The organism is Propioniciclava sp., from assembly GCF_036744435.1.
Classification (GTDB): Bacteria; Actinomycetota; Actinomycetes; order Propionibacteriales; family Propionibacteriaceae; genus Propioniciclava.
This window is the reverse complement of record NZ_DAIOIA010000060.1, coordinates 1-17354: the sequence shown is the minus strand read 5'-3', so window position 1 is coordinate 17354 and position 17354 is coordinate 1. Positions and strand designations below refer to the sequence as shown.

Sequence of the window (17354 nt, the reverse complement as noted above, 5' to 3'; positions counted from 1 at the left end):
CGTTGCCCGCCGTCGTCTGCTCGATACCGAGTTGCTGCAGCGCCGAACCGGCGAACAGCAGGACACCGATGATGATCCCGGGCGTGACGACGGTGCGCCACGCCCGCCGACGCGCGGCCGCGTCGCGATGCTCCCTCCGATCGAGGAACCACACCAGCGGCAACAGCGCGGCGGCGCCCAGGTAGTTGCGCGCCGCGATGAACGTGTACGCCCCGACCACGTCGGCACCGAGTCGCTGGGCGACGAAGGCGAACCCCCAGATCGCGGCGCAGGCCAGCAGCAGCAGGTGCGAGCGCGCCGCTGCGCTCACACGAGCACCGTGGAGACCGGCAAGCCCGAGTCGGCCCCGATGTCGAGCGAGCTGGGACGCCGTCCCCGACGCACCACCTCGACGCCCAAGGCGCCGATCATGGCCCCGTTGTCGGTGCACAGCCCAGGCCGCGGGCGCCGGACGGTGATGCCTGCCTGATCGGCGCGCTCCTGCAGCAGCCCGCGCAGCCGGCTGTTGGCCGCCACGCCGCCTCCCAGGACCAGCGTGTCCAGGTCGAAATGCGCACACATGTCCATGGCCTTGGCGGTCAGCACATCGACGACGGCCTCCTGGAACGAAGCGGCGACGTCGCTCACCGGCACCTCGCGTCCGGCGAGCCGCTGCGTCTCGACCCAGCGCGATACAGCGGTCTTCAGGCCGGAGAACGAGAAGTCGAACCGGTGCGCCTCCAGGTCTCGGCGCGAGGTGAGCCCGCGCGGGAACCGGATGGCGGCGGGATCCCCGTCGGCGGCCGCGGCGTCGATGACGGGCCCGCCCGGGTAGCCCATGCCCAGCAGCCGGGCAACCTTGTCGTAGGCCTCGCCGGCCGCGTCGTCGATGGTGGCACCCACCTCGGTGATGTCGGCGGTGATGTCGTCGACCACGAGCAACGACGTGTGCCCGCCGGAGACCAGCAACGCCCCGAACCGTTCAGGCAGCGGCCCGTGATCCAGCAGGTCGACCGCGACGTGCCCGACCAGGTGATTGAGCCCGTACAGCGGCTTGTTCAAGGCCAGCGACAGCGCCTTCGCCGCCGACAGGCCGACAACCAGCGCACCCATCAGCCCGGGACCCGCCGTCACGGCGACGCCGTCGATCTGCGACAGGTCCACGTCGGCAGTCTGCGTCGCCCGGCGCAGCGCCGGGACGATGGCCTGCAGGTGCGCACGGGAGGCGACCTCCGGCACGACGCCCCCGAAACGGACGTGCTGCTCCACCGAGCTGGCGACCTCGTTGGCCAGCAGTTCGCGGCCGCGGACGATCGCGACACCCGTCTCGTCGCAGCTCGACTCGACCCCGATGACCAGCGGCTCGCTCATCCTTGCTCCCCCAGCGGTAGTGCCATGACCAAGGCGTCGCGCCCCGGCCCGTAGTAGTTCGATCGGCGGGCCAGCGTCACGAACCCGAGCTGCTGGTACAGCGCCAGCGCCGGTTCGTTGCCGTCCTCCACCTCCAGCATCATCTGGACCGCACCCCGCTCGTCGGCCCATGCGAGACCCGCCAGCAGGAGGCGCAGCGCCACGCCACCGCGGCGGGCCACCGGGGCAACGACGACACGGTTGAGGTCGCACGTCTCCCCCGCCACCGAGAAGGCGGCCACGCCGAGCGGGATGGCATCCGCGTCGCCCTCGACGACGACGTGAGCTCGCTGCGAGGCGATCTCCTCCGCCCAGGCGGCCTCGCTCCAACGGCCCGTCTCGAAGCTCTCCTCCAAGGCGGCGATGTGCCGGGCGTCGGCGGGCCGCGCCAGCCTCGGGCTCATCGCGTCCTGCCCAACGCGGACCGGGTACGCGGCAGCGTCGACTTGGCCTGATGGCTGACCTCGGCGTCGGGGCGCCGCAGATACAGCGGTTCCAGGCCCGCATCCGGGAGCGACGGATCGGCCAGGTGTGCGGCACTCAGTCGCGTGGGGCCGATCGCGTCCCCCGCCAGGGCGGCCCCCGGCCCGGACAACGGCAGCGCTGGCACCGCATCGGGGGAGGAGACGTGCGGCCCCTCCAGACGTTGACCGGTGGCGTCGTAGCGGGCCCAGTACACCTCGTGACGCCGGGCATCGGACAGGACCAGGAACTCCTCCGGGGCTCCGCTCGCCGCCCATTGGGCGGCGACGGCGTCCAGACTGCACACCCCGGTGACCGGCACCCCGAGCACCTCGGCCAGTGTCATGCCGGTGGCGACGCCGACGCGGAGCCCGGTGAACGGTCCCGGCCCCACCCCGACCACGATGCTCGTCAGGTCCCCGGGCGCGATGCCCGCCTCGGCGAGGAGCCGCTGCACCAGCGGCGCCAACTGCTCGGCGTGCGCACGGGCGTCGTCGACGGAGCCGGCCGCGGCCACGCGGCCGTCATGGACCAGCGCGGCCTCGACCACCGTGGACGTGTCCAACGCCAGCGTCCAACTCATGAGTCCTCCTTGAGTGCGGCGGCGACCGCGGCGCGATCCCAGCGGTCGCCGAGCGGGGTCACGCTGACCCAGCGGGTGTCGTCGTCGGGGTCGATCCCCCGCCTGATGTCCAGTTCGATGCGGTCACGCGTCAGCGCCTCGGCGACGCCGCTGCCCCACTCGACGAGCGTGACCGAGTCGCCCAGAGAGGCCTCCAGGTCAAGGTCTTCGAGTTCGGCGAAGCTGTTCAGCCGGTAGGCGTCCACGTGGACCAGCCCGGGGCCTCCGTTGCGGGAGCGGTGAACCCGCGACAGGACGAACGTCGGGGAGATGACGGGCCCCTCCACGTCCAGGCCCGCGCCGAGCCCCTGGGTGAACGTCGTCTTCCCCGCACCCAGATCCCCGGACGCGACGATCAGGTCGCCCCGGTGCAGGACGCGCGCCAGGCGACGCCCCAGCGCGCGCATCGCGTCGGCGTCGGGCGCTTCGACGACGACGGGCAACGGCCTGCACAGCAGCACGTGGCCATCGCGCACGCCCTCGTCCCGGAACCCGACGCGATGCCACCCCGCGACCAGTTCCGGATGGTCCCGACGCACCAGCATCACGATCTCTGCCTCTCCGAGGCCGACGCGGTGCTCGCCGATGACCTCCAGCAGGAAGGTCGCAACGCCGAGTCCCCGTGCGGACGGGACGACCCCGATGCGGCACAGCAGCGGACGCCCCTCGAGCGCGATGAGGGTCGCGGTGCCCACGGGCTCCTCGTCGATCTCGGCGAGGTAGATCGTCCCGGCGGCGAGCCGGTCGCGCACGGCGTCCAGGTCATCGCTGAGCGCCTCGGCCGGGGGGCCGACGACGGGGCGCGCCGTGAACGCCTCGTGGGTGAGCGCGAGCACGGCGGCGGCGTCGTCGCGGTCGGCGGTCCTGACCGTGAGTTCACGGCCATCGGGCAGCCGCGCGGCGGCGAGTTCTCGATCGGGGCGCGTCATAGTGAGCCTGTTCTTCTGTGGGGGTGGTGCCGAAGCCCGCACGAGTCTACTCGCCTGGTTCGCCGGAGCCCCGGACCGACCGGCGGTCAGCCTTCCACGACCACCATCGCGACCGCGACACCCGCGTCGTGACTGATCGACACGTGCAGCCGGGAGCCCCCCAGTTCGTCGATGCGCTCGGCGACGGTGCCTGTGACGACGAGGTCGGGACGCCCGGTCTCGTCGCTGAGCACCTCGCAGTCACTCCAGCGCAGCCCCGCGGGGGCCCCGAGCGCCTTCGCGAGGGCCTCCTTGGCCGCAAACCGCCCGGCGAGGGTCTGCTCGCTGCCGTGTTGCTCGGCGAGCGTGAAGACGCGGTCGGTGAACCCGGGACGGGAACAGGCGGTGGTGATGCGGGCGACGGAGCAGACGTCGACCCCGATGCCGAGGATCACTCGACGGTGACCGACTTGGCGAGGTTGCGCGGCTGGTCGACGTCGTGGCCGAGCAGCGTGGCGACCTCGCAGGCGAAGATCTGCAGGGGCACGGTGGCCAACAGCGGCTGCAGCAGCGTGGACGCCCGGGGCAGCCGGATCAGTTTGTCGGCGTACGGCTGGACTTCCTCGTCGCCTTCTTCGGCCAGCACGATCGTGCGCGCCCCGCGGGCCCGTACCTCCTGGATGTTGGAGATCACCTTGTCGTGGAGCTGGTCACGGCCCTGCGGGGGAACGACGACGAACACGGGGATGCCCTCCTCGACCAGGGCGATGGGGCCGTGCTTGAGCTCCCCGGCGGGGAACCCCTCGGCGTGCAGATACGCGATCTCCTTGAGCTTCAGCGCGCCCTCCAGGGCGACCGGGTAGCCGGCATGGCGCCCCAGGAACAGCACCGACTCGACGCGGTGAAGATCGCGCGCCAGCTTCAGCAGGTCGTCAGTGCCGTCGAGCACCTCCTGGATCTTGGCGGGCATCGTCTCGAGCTCGGCCATCACCGAGGCGACCTCGTCGCCGAACTTGGTGCCGCGCTCCTGGGCCAGGAACAACCCCAGCAGGTAGCAGGCGGTGATCTGGGTCAGGAAACCTTTGGTGGAGGCCACCCCGATCTCGGGACCGGCGTGGGTGTAGATGACCGCATCGGATTCGCGCGGAATGGTCGAGCCGTTGGTGTTGCAGATCGCGATCACCTTGGCACCCTGCTCGCGGGCATAGCGGACTGCCATCAACGTGTCCGCCGTCTCGCCGGACTGGGAGATGGTGACCACCAGGGTGCGGGAGGTGACGATGGGGTCGCGGTAGCGGAACTCGGACGCGATCTCGACCTCGCAGGGGATCCGCGTCCAGTGCTCGATGGCGTACTTCGCGACCAGGCCGGCGTAGTAGGCGGTGCCGCAGGCGACGATGACGATCTTGTCGATGGTGCGCAGTTCACTGGCCGAGATCCGGATCTCGTCGAGGGTCAGCTGGCGGTCGGCGTCGAAGCGGCCCAACAGGGTGTCGGCTACGGCCTGCGGCTGCTCGTAGATCTCCTTGCGCATGAACCAGTCGTAGCCACCCTTCTCGGCGGCGGACAGGTCCCAGTCCACGTGGTAGGGCTTGCCCTCGACGGGGTTGCCCGCGAAGTCGGTCACCTTCCAGGTGTCGGCGGTGACCTCCACCACGACGTCTTGGCCCATCTCGACCGCTTCGCGGGTGAACTCGATGAACGCGGCCACATCCGAGGCGACGAACATCTCCCCCTCCCCCACGCCCACCACGAGGGGGCTGTTGCGCCGAGAGGCGACGAGCACATCGGGATCGTGGGCATCCATCGCCACCAGCGTGAACGTACCCTCCAGCCGACGGCTGACGGTGCGCATCGCCTCGGCCAGCCCGGCGCCCGTCCCCAGCTCGCGGGCGATGAGCTGGGCGGCGACCTCGGAGTCGGTCTGGGAGGCGAACGCGACCCCGGCGGACTCGAGTTCGGCGCGCAGGGAAGCGAAGTTCTCGATGATCCCGTTGTGGATGAGCGCGACCCGGCCGTCCGCAGACAGGTGCGGGTGCGCGTTGACGTCGGTAGGGGCGCCGTGGGTGGCCCAGCGGGTGTGCCCGATCCCCAGGTGTGCGGCGGCGACCGGATGCTGCGCGAGCTCCGCCTCCAGGTTGCTCAGCTTGCCCGCCTTCTTGCGCCAGAGCAGGCCTTCCTCGGTCCACACGGCGATGCCGGCCGAGTCGTAACCCCGGTATTCCATGCGGCGCAACGCGTCAACGAGGACGTTCTGCGCATTCCGAGGCCCCGCATACCCGATAATTCCGCACATGGGATTCAGCGTACCGGCCAGCTCCAGCGCGCAGTGCAGCGAGATGGATGCCGACACCGTCGACGAATACGGCCCCTATGTGCTGGCCGGGAGGAGACTGTGGGCCGACCTTGCACACCAGATGCCGGTGGCGCTGACCGAGGAGACCCTCAAGCGCGTCCGCTCCCGGCTGGACACCATCGACCTGGCCCAGGTGCGGGAGGTGTACCTGCCGCTGACCGAGTTGATCCGCATGTACGTGGAGTACACGGGGCACCTCTACCGCAGCACCCACGACTTCCTGGAGGTTTCCGAGCGGCGCACCCCGTTCGTCATCGGCGTGGCCGGGTCCGTCGCGGTCGGGAAGTCCACCACCAGCCGCCTGCTGGTGGAGTTGCTGTCCCAGTTGCCGGGCCATCCCCGCGTCGACCTGGTGACCACGGACGGCTTCTTGTACCCCAACGCCGAACTGCGGGCGCGTGGCCTGATGGAGCGCAAGGGGTTTCCCGAGAGCTACGACCGGCAGAAGCTGCTGAAGTTCGTCATGGACGTCAAGTCGGGTGCCCCGATGGTGCAGGCTCCCGCCTACAGCCACCTGATCTACGACATCGTGCCGCAGGAGAGGATCGTGGTGCGACACCCCGACATCCTCATCATCGAGGGGCTCAACGTGCTGCAGCCGGCCCGGTTGCGCTCCGATGGCGCCACCTCGCTGGCTGTCAGCGATTTCTTCGACTTCTCGGTGTACGTGGACGCCGCGGAGGACGATCTGCGCTCCTGGTACCTGGAGCGGCTGATGCGGCTGCGGGAGACCGCCTTCAAGGACCCCCGCAGCTACTTCTCGACGGTCGCCGCCATGAGCGACGCCGAGACGCGCGAGTACGGCGGCCACATCTGGGACACGATCAACGGCCCGAACCTGCGTGAGAACATCCTGCCGACGCGGGGGCGTGCCACGGCGATCCTGCGCAAGAACGCCGAGCACGCCATCGAGTGGATCCGGATCCGCAAGGTCTAGCCGCCGACGCGGCGACCGTCACAAGGTCAGGCGGTCCTTCACGACGGCGGCGAGCCGCTCGGCGACGCTTTGAGCGCGAGCGGTGGACTCCGCCTCGACCATGACGCGCACCAGCGGTTCCGTGCCGGAGGGACGCAGCAGGACGCGCCCGTGGTCACCTAGTTCTCGGGACGCCGCGGTGACCGCGGAGGTGACCCCCGGGTCGAAGCCGGCACGGGCCTTGTTGACGCCCGGGACGTTGATCATCACCTGCGGCAACCGGGTCATCACGGCGCCCAGCTCGGCCAGCGAGGAGCCTGAGGCCACCACCTCGGCGGCGACGTGCAGGGCGGTGAGGACGCCGTCGCCGGTCGTGGCGAACTCGCTCATGATGACGTGCCCGGACTGCTCGCCGCCGAGAACGAACCCGTTGGCGTTCATCGACTCCAAGACGTAGCGATCCCCCACCTTGGTCTGGTCGACGCGGATGTCGTGGGCGGCCATGGCCTGCAGGAAGCCCAGGTTGCTCATCACTGTCGCCACGACGGTGTTCACGTGGAGTTGCCCGGCCTGCTTCATCGCCAACGCCAAGATGGCGAGGATCTGATCGCCGTCGATGAGCTGCCCCTGGGCGTCCACGGCGAGGCACCGATCGGCGTCCCCGTCGAAGGCGAATCCCAGGTGAGCACCGTGCTCGACGACCGCGCGCTGCAGGTCGCCCATGTGGGTCGACCCGCTGTTCTCGTTGATGTTGAGTCCGTTGGGATCGGCGTGGAGGGTGATCACGTGCGCGCCGCTGGCCGTGAACGCCGAGGGCGCGGTGTGGTAGGCCGCACCGTTGGCGCAGTCGAGCACGACCGTGAGCCCGCTCAGGCTCTGGTCCTCGTTCAGGGAGCCCACCAGGTGCGCGATGTAGTCCTCGACGGCGTCGGGGCGATCGACCACCCGGCCCACGTCCGCTCCGGTGGGACGCGTCCACGCGGCGCCCAGCCGCGCCTCGATGAGGTCTTCGAGGTCGTCATCGAGCTTGACGCCACCGCGCGCGAAGAACTTGATGCCGTTGTCGGGCATCGGGTTGTGGCTGGCGGACAGCATGACCCCCAGGTCGGCGTCCAGGTGATTGACCAGGAACGCAGCCGCGGGGGTGGGGACGACCCCGACGCGGATGACGTCGACGCCTGCGGAGGCGAGACCGGCCACGACGGCCGCCTCGAGGAACTCGCCGGAGGCACGGGGATCACGCGCAACGAGGGCCACCGGACGGTGACCCTCGAACTGCCCGGTCTCGCCGAGCACGTGCGCCGCCGCCACCGAGAGCTCGAGAGCGAGCTCTGCGGTGAGGTCGACGTTCGCCCTGCCCCGGACTCCGTCTGTACCGAAGATCCGCGGCATAGACGTCAGCGCTTGCTGTACTGCGGAGCCTTGCGGGCCTTCTTGAGGCCGGCCTTCTTGCGCTCCTTGACCCGCGCGTCGCGGGTCAACAGGCCGGCCTTCTTCAGGGAAGGACGGCTGGCCTCGACGTCGATGGCGTTGAGGGCGCGGGCGATGCCCAGGCGCAGCGCGCCGGCCTGGCCGGTGACGCCGCCGCCGATGATCTTGGCGATCACGTCGTAGGAGCCCTCGACGGCCGCGGTGACGAACGGCTCGTTGATGGTCTGCTGGTGCAGCTTGTTCGGGAAGTACTCCTCGAGCGTGCGACCGTTGATCTTGAACTCACCGGTGCCGGGAACCAGGCGGACGCGGGCAATGGCCTCCTTGCGGCGACCGGTCGCGGCGCCGGGGGCGACCACGGCAGGACGCACGCCGGGCGTCGCGGACGAGGGCGTGCCCTCGGCGCGGTACATGATCTCGCGGTTCTCCCCGTCGGTGAACGTCGCGGTCTCGTCGAGGACTTCTTCGGTGGCGTTGTCGGTCACGTTACTTCCCTGTCGTGTCACTGAGCGATCTTGGTGATCTCGTACGCCTGCGGCTGCTGCGCGACGTGCGGGTGCTCAGGGCCGGCGTAGACCTTGAGCTTCTTGAGCTGCTGACGGCTCAGCTTGTTCTTGGGCAGCATGCCCCACACGGCCCGCTCGACGGCCTGGCGCGGGTCGTTGGCCAGCAACTCCCCGTACGGGACGGCCTTCAGGCCGCCCGGGCGACCGGAGTGGCGGTAGGCCATCTTCGAGGTGGCCTTATTGCCGGACAGGGCGATCTTGCTGGCGTTGACGACGACGACGAAGTCGCCGGTGTCGACGTGCGGCGCGTAGGTGGCCTTGTGCTTGCCGCGGAGCAGCGTCGCAACGGACGCGGCAAGGCGACCCAGCACGACGTCGGAGGCATCAATCACATGCCAGTTCCTGGTGACCTCGCCAGGCTTAGGGCTGTACGTAGACACGGACGACCAATCTTCCATCGATGAGCAGCGAACTTGGAGACGCCGGGCACCCGTGGCGGGCACGCACCAGCGCAACAGCGACTAACCCTACCGCCGCTTGCCCGCGCGGCCAAATCAGGTGGCCGCCACCGAGGTCCGCACCCGCCGGAGAATCTCGGCGGAAGCCACGCCGTCGAAGCCCTGCGGTGGCAATGTGGGTGCATGAGTTCAAAGGCGAACACCAGCCCCTTTCACGTGACCCAGCCCGACGACGTCCGCAACGTCGTCCTGGTCGGGAACGCCGGCTCAGGCAAGACCTCACTGTTCGAGGCGTTGCTGCGGTCCCGCGTCCCCGGCTACCGCGGCGAGAAAGACACCGCCGAGCGTCTCTCCCAGCTCTACCTGGCCTCTCTGCGTAACGCCGATGTCGTGATCAACCTGCTGGACGCCCCCGGGCATCCCGACTTCGTCGGTGAGTTGCGCGCCGGGCTTCGTGCGGCGGACGCCGCCATCTTCGTGGTCAGCGCCGCCGACGGCATCGACGCGGCCGCCCAGGCGCTGTGGGATGAATGCGCGGAGGCAGGCATCCCACGCGTGATCGCCTTGACCAAGCTCGACGCTGCTCATGACGACTTCGACGGTGCTGTCGAGGCGCTCCAGGAGGCCTTCGGGGAGGGGGTGCTGCCCACCCACGTCCCGGTGGGGCGCGGCCCCGCCATCACGGGCACGGTCGGCGTCTTGTCGCACCGGTTCCGGGACTACTCCGCCGGCGGCGTCCCGCTGCTGCACGAAGGCGACGAGAGCCACGAATCCCTGGTCGAGGCCTACCGCGGCCCGCTGTTGGAGGGGCTGATCCAGGAGGCCGAGGACGACGCCTTGATGGAGTCCTACCTGGAGGGCGCCGATCCCGGACGCGACTACCTGCTGCGCGACCTGATGAAGGCCACGGCGGGGGCCAATCTCTACCCGGTCGTCCCCGTCGTGCAAGCCCTGGGGCTCGGAGCCGAGGAGTTGCTCAGCCTGATGAATCAGGGATTCCCGACCTCCAGCCTGCACGCCAACCCGGCCACCGTCCGGCTCACGGGCGAACCCGAGCCGCCTGCCCCGACCGACCCGGAGGGCCCCCTCATCGCTCAGGTGGTGCGGACGACGACCGACCCGTTCGCGGGACGCCTGTCGATGGTCCGGGTCTTCGCGGGCACGTTGCGCAGCGACGACACGGTGCACGTGTCCGGCCACCGCTCCTTCTTCGTCGGCACCGACGACGCGGTCCGCCCCGATCATGACGACGAGGAGCGCATCGGACAGATCCAGTACGCGGCGGGCACGGAGCTGAAGCCCAAGACCGTCGCCATCGCCGGGGAGATCGTCATGGTCCCCAAGCTGACGACGGCCGAGACGGGCGACACGCTCACCAGCCGGGACGACGTCGTGGTGGTGCCGAACTGGCATACCCCGCCCGCGCTGCACCCCGTGGCGATCAGGGCGGCCACCCGCAACGACGAGGGCAAACTGGCGGTCGCTCTGCAGCGCCTGGCGCTGGAGGACACCGCGGTGCGGGTCACGCGGGGGGTCGGCGACCAACTCGTGCTGTGGACCACCGGGCAGGCGCACGCGGATCTGCTGCTCAACCGGCTCGGTGACGGCTACGGCGTCAACGTCGTTCCCGAAGAGGTCAGGATCGGCTACCGCGAGACGCTCACGGGCCCGGCATCCGCGCTGGGCCGTCACGTCAAGCAGTCGGGCGGGCACGGCCAGTACGCCGTGGTGACCCTCGAGGTGGAGCCGCTGCCCCGCGGGGCCGGCTTCGTGTTCGTCGACAAGGTGGTCGGCGGCGCGGTTCCCCGTCAGTTCATCCCGTCGGTGGAGAAGGGGGTCCGGGCTCAACTCGAGCGGGGAGTCGACAGCGGGCACCCCATGGTGGACGTCCAGGTCACGTTGACCGACGGGAAGGCGCATTCGGTGGACTCCTCCGACATGGCCTTCCAGATGGCCGGCGCGGCCGCGCTCAAGGAGGCCGCGCAGGGCATGATCGCCCTGCTGGAGCCCATCGACCTGGTGACCGTGACGGTCCGCGACGACTACCTGGGCGCGGTGATGAGCGACCTGCCGGGGCGTCGCGGGCAGGTGCTCGGCTCGGACACCGACGGACGCCTGGTGACGATCCAGGCGCTCGTCCCGCAGGCCGAGCTGGCCCGCTACGCGATCGATCTGCGCGGGCTGACCCATGGCACGGGCAGGTTCACGCGCGCGGCGCACGGCTACGAGTTGCTTCCCCCGGGCCTGGCCATGCAGGTCGGCTGAGGCGTCGCCCCGGGGAGATCCGCTAGGACGCGGCGGGCTCCTCGGGGACCGGCTCCAGCTTGGCCCGCGGGAAGACCCACAGCCGCAGCATCAGATAGATGTAGAGACCTTCGATGCAGGCGGCGATGACGCGCGCCAGCATGACCGGAACGTGCAGCACTCCCAGCAACGACCCGAAGCCGAGGATCCAGATCACGTAGTTGCTGACGATGACGAAGGTGTACTTGCCCGACTGCTTGCCCAGGTCGCCGTGCTCCCGGAAGTTGAGCCACCGGTTGAGGATGAACGCGTAGATCGAGGCAACGCCGTAGCCGATCGAGAACACCACCCCGTAGGGCAGCCCGCCGACCCGGAATTGTTCCAGGAAGGCGAGGATGCCCATGTCGAGCAGGAACGCGCTGCCGTTGATCATCGCGTAACCGATGAAGGTCACCGGCAGGACCCTCCGAACGCGGGCAGGAAGCGCGCGGTGGATGCGGGCGGTGAATCCGGCGAACCAGCGCGCCGCGGGCCCGTCGGGGGCCTGGGTCACCTCGCTGCTCATATCTGCCTCAGAAAGGCCAAGATCCCGTCGGCGAGCATCTGCACGGCGATCGCCGCCAGCAGCATGCCTGCGATCCGGGTCAGCAACACGGTGCCCGACTCGCGCAGGACCCGCCTGATGCCTCCGGCGAACCGCAGGAACACCCACACCAGGAACATCGCCGTCACCAAGGCGGTTCCGACGGTGACGTAGCCCCACATGTCACCCCGGGCAGCGTCGACGGCCAGCATCATCGCGACGATGGACCCGGGGCCGGCCAGCAGCGGGATGCCCAAGGGGACGATGGCGATGTTGGTGCCCGATTCGAGGGCCTCGTTCTCGGCCGATCCCGTCAGCAACTGCATCGCGACCAGCAGCAGAAGGAGCCCGCCGGAGACCTGCAGCGCCTCGATGGTGATGTGTAGGTAGTCGAGGATGAAACGGCCGAAGACGGCGAAGACGCAGATGATGCCGAACGCGACGACGGCGGCGTTCCGGGCTGAGGCGCGTCGCGCCTCAGCGGGCATACCTCGGGTCAACCCCAAGAAGACGGGCAGCAGGCCGGGCGGATCGAGGATGACGAACAGCGTCAAGACCGTCGAGAAGTACAACTGGGGGTCGAACACGGGCCCACGCTACCGTGACGCCCGCGCGAGCGGGTCCCCCGCGAGGAGGCCCCCCACGCGGCTCACAAAGAGAAGACCGGGGTCGTACCCGCGGGGATGCTGCGGCTGTCCACGATCTGCTTGCCGAAGGGGAAGCACGTGACGGGGATCATCTTCACGTTGGCGATCGCAAGCGGAATACCGACGATGGTGATGGCCTGGGCGGCCGCGGTGGTGAGGTGGCCCACGGCCAGCGGCAGGCCGCCGATGACGAACCAGATCACGTTCATCAGCGCGGAGCCGACACCGGAACCGGGCCGGTTGACGACCGTCTTGCCGAAGGGCCACAAAGCGAACGACCCCATCCGGAACGCCGCCACGCCGACCGGGATCGTCACGATCAGCACGCACGCGAGGATGCCGACCAAGAAGTACCCCAGGGCCAGCCAGATGCCGCCGAACAAGAGCCAGATCACGTTCAGGATGGTGCGCACGATTCCTCCCGGGGTCGTCCGACGACTACGTCGGGCCCCAGCCTAGCCAAGCGCCACGCTCGCGGCCGCTCCCCCGACCCCGGCCCGCCCCCGGCTCGGCCCCGGCCAGGGGGGGCCGGCGTCGCTATCCTCCTCGGGTGAGCTTTCGACCAGCCGACCGGCCCCGCATCCACCGCGAGGTCGTCTCCTACGTGCGCCGCTCCGCCCGGATGAACCCGTCGCAGGAACGCGCCTGGAACGGGCACGCCGACCGACTGGTCGTCGCGGTGCCGCGCGGCGAGCGGTCGACGTCGATCAGGGCGGACGCCGCCGTCGACTGGTCGGCCGTCTTCGGCCGGGCGGCCCCGCTGATGGTGGAGATCGGCTCGGGCCGCGGGGAGGCACTGGCCGCGCTGGCGCGAGCCCACCCCGACGCCAACGTGGTGGGTTTCGAGGTCTTCCAACCCGCCGCCGCCTCGACGCTGTCGTTGCTGGCGAGGGAAGGGATCGGCAACGTGCGCCTCGTCCTGGCCGACGGAGTCCAGGGACTGAGCAAGCTGGTGGCGCCGGGAACCCTGGCCCAGTTGTGGGTGTTCTTCCCCGACCCCTGGCACAAGGCCCGCCACCACAAGCGGCGCCTCATCGAACCGGGGTTCGCCGCCCTGGCGACCTCGCGGCTCGCCTTAGGCGCCCACTGGCGGCTGGCCACGGACTGGGAGGAGTACGCCCTCGCGATGCGCGAGGTGCTGGACGCCACCCCAGGCCTGGCGAACGCCGAAGGAGGCTGGGCGCCTCGGTATGCCGAACGCCCCGTGACCAAGTACGAAGCCCGCGGGCTGGCGGCCGGGCGCACCGTGTACGACCTCGACTACGTGCGCTCCCCCACGTCCGCCCAATCCGACCTGGTGGTGCGGACGCCGCTGCCCGAACCGGACGGGGAGGAGTCGTGGTGACCCGCTATCGCCTCGACCTGTCCTACGACGGTGCAGCATTCCACGGCTGGGCCGTCCAAGACGGACTGCGGACGGTCCAGGGAACCCTGCAGGAGTGGATCACCCGCGTCCTGCGCCTCTCCGATCCGGCCGAGCTCACGGTGGCCGGCCGCACGGATGCAGGCGTCCATGCCCGCGGCCAGGTGGCCCACGTCGATCTGCCCAGCCCCGGCCTCGCCCCCGAACTGCTCCGGCGGTTGGCGCGGGTTCTCCCTGCAGACGTGGTGGTGTACCGCGTCACCGAGGCGCCCGATGGCTTCGACGCCCGGTTCTCCGCGGTATGGCGCCGCTACGTCTTCGCCCTGCGGGACGATGCCGGCGATCCGCTGACCCGCGGGGTGGAGGTCCGGGTCCGGGGGCCGCTCGACGTGCCCGCCATGGACGAGGCGGCCGCCGCCCTGCGGGGGCTGCACGATTTCGCGGCGTTCTGCAAGCGTCGAGAGGGTGCCACCACGATCCGGGAGGTCCTGGAGACGCACGTGGTCCGCACACCCACCGGTGTGATCGAGGTGACCCTGCGCGCCGACGCCTTCTGCCACTCCATGGTGCGTTCCGTCGTGGGCGCCCTGGTGGCCGTCGGGCAGGGCCGTTGCCCACCCGGCTGGATCGCCGACCTGCTCCTGCTTGGCCAGCGCAGCGGCGACATCACCGTCATGCCGCCGCACGGGCTGGTCCTGGAGGAGGTCGGCTATCCGGACGACGCTGGCTTGGCCGACCGCCAGCGACAGGCACGGGCGCGTCGGGAACGAGAGGAGATCGTGTGACCCACTACTTCGAGACCCCCAGCGGGGCTGAGCATCGCCGCACCATCACGGCCCGGTTCTGGGACACCGAGTGGACCTTCACCACCGCCGCAGGCGTGTTCTCCCACGACGGCCTGGACCTGGGCACCGGCGTGCTGCTGCGCAGTCACACCCCGGCCCCCGCCGCCGGCCGACTTCTGGACCTGGGCACCGGGTACGGCGTGGTCGCCGTGGCGCTGGCGACGGCCAACCCCCACGCAGAGGTGGACGCCGTGGACGTCAACCAGCGCGCCCTGGAGCTGACCGCGGTCAACGCGCTCAGCCACGGAGTCGCGGAGCGCGTGCATCCCCTCGCCCCGGAGCAGGCCGACCCCGCCCGCCGCTACGACGAGATCTGGTCCAATCCCCCGATTCGGATCGGCAAGCCCGCGCTGCACGATCTCCTGCTCACCTGGCTGCCCAGGCTGGCGCCCGGGGGGGTGGCCCGCCTCGTGGTGGGCCGCAACCTCGGCGCGGACTCGCTCCAGCGCTGGCTGGTGGAGCAGGGATACCGCTGTGATCGCACGGCGTCGGCCAAGGGGTTCCGGGTGTTCGCGGTGTCCGCGGCGACCGAGCCAGACGACTCCTCGGCCTCGCGCGGTTGATTCGCCACAGACCCTTGGATTCCAACGGCCATCCGCCTAGGGTGTCTCGACAAGGAGGCGGCACGGACGCGCCGCCGGTCAGGAGGTCCGTATGGGTATCGGCGACAAGATCTCTAACAAGGCTGAGGAACTCGGCGGCAAGATCGAGCGAACGGTCGGTGACCTGACCGACAACGAGGAGCTCGAGGCCAAGGGCGCGGCGAAGGAAGCCGCAGCCAAGGCGAAGCAGGCCGGGGAGAAGGTCAAGGACGCGGCCAAGGGGGTCGTGGACGACGTCAAGAGCGCCGTCGACGACGCGACGGAGTAGGCGTCAACCTTCCTTTCTCTCAGCACCATCAACGACCGGAACGGGGTGCGGGCGCTTGGCCCGCACCCCGTTGCGCTGCGGTAACCTAGAGCAGGACCTGCGCGGGGGAACCAGGTGAAATTCTTGGACTGACCCGCAGCCGTGAGGCGATCAACGCCGTAGTCGGAGCACCTGTGTAGATCCAGGACAACCAACGACCCGTCGAGGAGCGCGGGCGGCGACCACGACTTCACATCCGTTGAACGGCCTCCGCGTGACTCAGTGAGGAACTCGATCCGGATGACCCTCCGACGCTCCACCTTCGTGGCCTGGCTCGCCACCGTTCTCGCACTCACGCTCGGGCTCGCGGTGCCCGCGCACGCCGCCGATCCCACCGCCGCAGCCAAGGCCACAGCCTGGCTCGGACAACAGACCATCGACGATCCCGGGCAGATCGCCGACTCCCTGATCGCCCTCGCGGCGGCGAACGACCCGGCGCAGGCCGCCACCGTCGATCGGCTCGTCACCGCCCTGAAGGAGAAGGGCGCCGCCTACGCGGCGGGCTCTCCTGAGGCCGCGGCCAAGGCCGCCGTGGCTCTCGAGGCGGCGGGCGAGGATCCCCGCACCGCGCTGGGCACCGACCTCATCGCCACCGTGAAGAACGGCATCGCCGCCGACGGCAGCTTCGGCAGCTACCCCGGCCCGTTCGCGAGTGGCCTGGCGGCGGTGGCACTCACCCGCGCTGACGAGGACGTCCCCGCGGCGCTAGGCACCTATCTGCTCACGTTCCACAACAGCGATGGCGGCTTCACCTACCAGGCCGGGCAGCCGTCAGATGCCGACTCGACCGCTCTGGCCCTGCAGGCGCTGACCGCGCTGGGTGACGACGCCTCGGTCACCAAGACGGTCGCCTGGGCGGATCAGAACATCCAGGCCGATGGCTCCTACACGGGTTTCAACCCGGTGAACTCGACGGCGGTGATGGCCGCCGCGCTCGCCACCGCCGGGAAGAACGTGGACGCCTCGGTCGTCTACCTCGTCTCGCAGCAGCAGACCGACGGTTCCTTCCTGAACGCCGGAGCCCCCGACGTGCTCGCCACCGCACAGGCCGCCCTGGGCCTGTCCGGGGTGTCGTACCTCGACGCGACCTGGTCGCCGACGGCCCGCCGCATCGGCGTCGGCGTCGGCGTCCGCGACGCCCGGCGCGGCCACGTCGGCTACCCCCGCCGGCTGGCTCGATCCCAGCGCATGGATCGGAAGCGCGGCGGCCGTGATCGTCCTCCTCGGGGCGGCCGTCGTCGGCCTGCGCCGCACCAGCGCCCGATGATGACCGGTCGGCGCGTCGGCGCCGCGCTTGCCGCAGCGGCCCTGATCGGGGTCGCGGCGGCGGGTCCGGCGGCGGCCGCGCCGACCCAGGATCCGGCGTCCTGTGCGGGCGTGTGGGTCGTCGTCGAGGGCCAGGGTGCGGGCTGCGCATCCGGGTACTCCACGGGCCAGGAGGCGCTCGCCTCGGCCGGCTTCGCCACCCAGGACTCCTCCCCCGGACTGCTGTGCCGCATCGACGAGCAGCCTCAGACGTGCAGCGTGACGCCGAGCGGTTACTGGTCCTACTGGCAGGCCACCCGGGATGCGTCCGGGGGGTTCGGCGCGTGGACGTACTCCCAGCTCGGCTACACCACCTCCCATCCGCAGGCAGGCAACGCCGAGGGATGGGTGTTCGGCGACGGGTCCCAGCCACCCGCCCCCCTGCCCGCGACCGGCACCGCGGCCACGTC

The 17354-nt window shown here is 70.3% G+C and carries 20 protein-coding genes; 7 read left to right on the top strand and 13 right to left on the bottom strand.

The features are described 5' to 3' along the window. The 7 genes from V7E09_RS09115 to glmS all read right to left on the bottom strand — a co-directional run. On the bottom strand, positions 1–310 hold a 310-nt coding region (locus tag V7E09_RS09115), incomplete at its 3' end, for an EamA family transporter (protein ID WP_324523281.1). Beyond that, positions 307–1350: a tRNA (adenosine(37)-N6)-threonylcarbamoyltransferase complex transferase subunit TsaD gene (tsaD, locus tag V7E09_RS09110; RefSeq protein ID WP_324511341.1), complete on the bottom strand. Its 1044-nt coding sequence runs from the start codon at positions 1348–1350 to the stop codon at positions 307–309. The genes tsaD and V7E09_RS09115, both read right to left, overlap by 4 nt. Then, positions 1347–1793: a GNAT family N-acetyltransferase gene (locus tag V7E09_RS09105; protein WP_324511340.1), complete on the bottom strand. Its 447-nt coding sequence runs from the start codon at positions 1791–1793 to the stop codon at positions 1347–1349. The genes tsaD and V7E09_RS09105 overlap by 4 nt, the downstream gene beginning before the upstream one ends. Further along, positions 1790–2434 carry a tRNA (adenosine(37)-N6)-threonylcarbamoyltransferase complex dimerization subunit type 1 TsaB gene (gene tsaB, locus V7E09_RS09100; protein WP_324511339.1) on the bottom strand — a complete coding sequence of 215 codons (645 nt, stop codon included), beginning with the start codon at positions 2432–2434 and terminating at the stop codon, positions 1790–1792. The genes V7E09_RS09105 and tsaB overlap by 4 nt, the downstream gene beginning before the upstream one ends. Then, the gene (gene tsaE, locus V7E09_RS09095; RefSeq protein WP_324511338.1) at positions 2431–3402 is read right to left on the bottom strand and encodes a tRNA (adenosine(37)-N6)-threonylcarbamoyltransferase complex ATPase subunit type 1 TsaE; all 972 of its coding nucleotides are present in this window, start codon (positions 3400–3402) and stop codon (positions 2431–2433) included. The genes tsaB and tsaE overlap by 4 nt, the downstream gene beginning before the upstream one ends. A gap of 86 nt (positions 3403–3488) precedes the next feature. Beyond that, positions 3489–3836, bottom strand: coding sequence for a holo-ACP synthase (locus tag V7E09_RS09090; RefSeq protein WP_324511337.1), 348 nt, complete (start codon positions 3834–3836; stop codon positions 3489–3491). After that, positions 3833–5677 (bottom strand): glutamine--fructose-6-phosphate transaminase (isomerizing), encoded by a 1845-nt coding sequence (gene glmS, locus V7E09_RS09085; RefSeq protein WP_324511336.1) that lies wholly within the window; start codon positions 5675–5677, stop codon positions 3833–3835. Before glmS ends, V7E09_RS09090 begins: the two co-directional genes overlap by 4 nt. Here glmS and coaA point away from each other — a divergent pair. Beyond that, positions 5676–6674, top strand: coding sequence for a type I pantothenate kinase (gene coaA, locus V7E09_RS09080; RefSeq protein WP_324511335.1), 999 nt, complete (start codon positions 5676–5678; stop codon positions 6672–6674). The two genes, glmS and coaA, sit on opposite strands and share 2 nt — an antisense overlap. A gap of 18 nt (positions 6675–6692) precedes the next feature. Here coaA and glmM read toward each other — a convergent pair whose 3' ends face one another. The 3 genes from glmM to rplM are packed head-to-tail and all read right to left on the bottom strand — an operon-like array spanning position 6693 to position 9030. Next, positions 6693–8045: a phosphoglucosamine mutase gene (gene glmM, locus V7E09_RS09075; RefSeq protein WP_324511334.1), complete on the bottom strand. Its 1353-nt coding sequence runs from the start codon at positions 8043–8045 to the stop codon at positions 6693–6695. Between the two features lie 5 nt (positions 8046–8050). Next, positions 8051–8569: a 30S ribosomal protein S9 gene (gene rpsI, locus V7E09_RS09070; RefSeq protein ID WP_324511333.1), complete on the bottom strand. Its 519-nt coding sequence runs from the start codon at positions 8567–8569 to the stop codon at positions 8051–8053. A gap of 17 nt (positions 8570–8586) precedes the next feature. Next, positions 8587–9030, bottom strand: coding sequence for a 50S ribosomal protein L13 (gene rplM / locus V7E09_RS09065; protein WP_324511332.1), 444 nt, complete (start codon positions 9028–9030; stop codon positions 8587–8589). Between the two features lie 201 nt (positions 9031–9231). Here rplM and V7E09_RS09060 point away from each other — a divergent pair, with 201 nt between their 5' ends. Next, the gene (locus tag V7E09_RS09060; RefSeq protein WP_324511331.1) at positions 9232–11313 is read left to right on the top strand and encodes an elongation factor G; all 2082 of its coding nucleotides are present in this window, start codon (positions 9232–9234) and stop codon (positions 11311–11313) included. A gap of 22 nt (positions 11314–11335) precedes the next feature. Here V7E09_RS09060 and V7E09_RS09055 read toward each other — a convergent pair whose 3' ends face one another. The 3 genes from V7E09_RS09055 to V7E09_RS09045 form a co-directional block, all read right to left on the bottom strand. Next, complete coding sequence (locus tag V7E09_RS09055; RefSeq protein ID WP_442956862.1) at positions 11336–11857, bottom strand: GtrA family protein; 522 nt, start codon at positions 11855–11857, stop codon at positions 11336–11338. Then, complete coding sequence (locus V7E09_RS09050) at positions 11854–12462, bottom strand: MarC family protein (protein WP_324511330.1); 609 nt, start codon at positions 12460–12462, stop codon at positions 11854–11856. Before V7E09_RS09050 ends, V7E09_RS09055 begins: the two co-directional genes overlap by 4 nt. A gap of 62 nt (positions 12463–12524) precedes the next feature. Beyond that, positions 12525–12935, bottom strand: a complete 411-nt coding sequence (locus V7E09_RS09045) for a YccF domain-containing protein (RefSeq protein ID WP_324511329.1) — start codon at positions 12933–12935, stop codon at positions 12525–12527. A 137-nt stretch (positions 12936–13072) separates the two neighbouring features. On the opposite strand from V7E09_RS09045, the gene trmB reads away from it, so the two are divergent. From trmB to V7E09_RS09020, 5 genes are all read left to right on the top strand, one after another. Next, a complete protein-coding gene (gene trmB / locus V7E09_RS09040) occupies positions 13073–13867 on the top strand; it encodes a tRNA (guanosine(46)-N7)-methyltransferase TrmB (protein WP_324511328.1) in 795 nt (264 codons plus the stop codon). Beyond that, positions 13864–14670, top strand: a complete 807-nt coding sequence (truA, locus tag V7E09_RS09035) for a tRNA pseudouridine(38-40) synthase TruA (protein ID WP_324511327.1) — start codon at positions 13864–13866, stop codon at positions 14668–14670. Before trmB ends, truA begins: the two co-directional genes overlap by 4 nt. Further along, a complete protein-coding gene (locus tag V7E09_RS09030; RefSeq protein ID WP_324511326.1) occupies positions 14667–15293 on the top strand; it encodes a class I SAM-dependent methyltransferase in 627 nt (208 codons plus the stop codon). The genes truA and V7E09_RS09030 overlap by 4 nt, the downstream gene beginning before the upstream one ends. 91 nt (positions 15294–15384) lie before the next feature. After that, positions 15385–15600 (top strand): CsbD family protein, encoded by a 216-nt coding sequence (locus tag V7E09_RS09025; protein WP_324511325.1) that lies wholly within the window; start codon positions 15385–15387, stop codon positions 15598–15600. Between the two features lie 279 nt (positions 15601–15879). Continuing rightward, a partial coding sequence (locus tag V7E09_RS09020) for a hypothetical protein (protein WP_324523280.1) occupies positions 15880–17354 on the top strand: 1475 nt, incomplete at its 3' end.

What these genes read in the sequence shown, in the direction of transcription:
- tsaD (WP_324511341.1), bottom strand. Translation starts at nt 1,350, where the DNA reads ATGAGCGAGCCGCTGGTCATCGGGGTCGAGTCGAGCTGCGACGAGACG.
- V7E09_RS09105 (WP_324511340.1), bottom strand. Translation starts at nt 1,793, where the DNA reads ATGAGCCCGAGGCTGGCGCGGCCCGCCGACGCCCGGCACATCGCCGCC.
- tsaB (WP_324511339.1), bottom strand. Translation starts at nt 2,434, where the DNA reads ATGAGTTGGACGCTGGCGTTGGACACGTCCACGGTGGTCGAGGCCGCG.
- tsaE (WP_324511338.1), bottom strand. Translation starts at nt 3,402, where the DNA reads ATGACGCGCCCCGATCGAGAACTCGCCGCCGCGCGGCTGCCCGATGGC.
- coaA (WP_324511335.1), top strand. Translation starts at nt 5,676, where the DNA reads ATGGGATTCAGCGTACCGGCCAGCTCCAGCGCGCAGTGCAGCGAGATG.
- glmS (WP_324511336.1), bottom strand. Translation starts at nt 5,677, where the DNA reads ATGTGCGGAATTATCGGGTATGCGGGGCCTCGGAATGCGCAGAACGTC.
- glmM (WP_324511334.1), bottom strand. Translation starts at nt 8,045, where the DNA reads ATGCCGCGGATCTTCGGTACAGACGGAGTCCGGGGCAGGGCGAACGTC.
- V7E09_RS09060 (WP_324511331.1), top strand. Translation starts at nt 9,232, where the DNA reads ATGAGTTCAAAGGCGAACACCAGCCCCTTTCACGTGACCCAGCCCGAC.
- V7E09_RS09055 (WP_442956862.1), bottom strand. Translation starts at nt 11,857, where the DNA reads ATGAGCAGCGAGGTGACCCAGGCCCCCGACGGGCCCGCGGCGCGCTGG.
- V7E09_RS09025 (WP_324511325.1), top strand. Translation starts at nt 15,385, where the DNA reads ATGGGTATCGGCGACAAGATCTCTAACAAGGCTGAGGAACTCGGCGGC.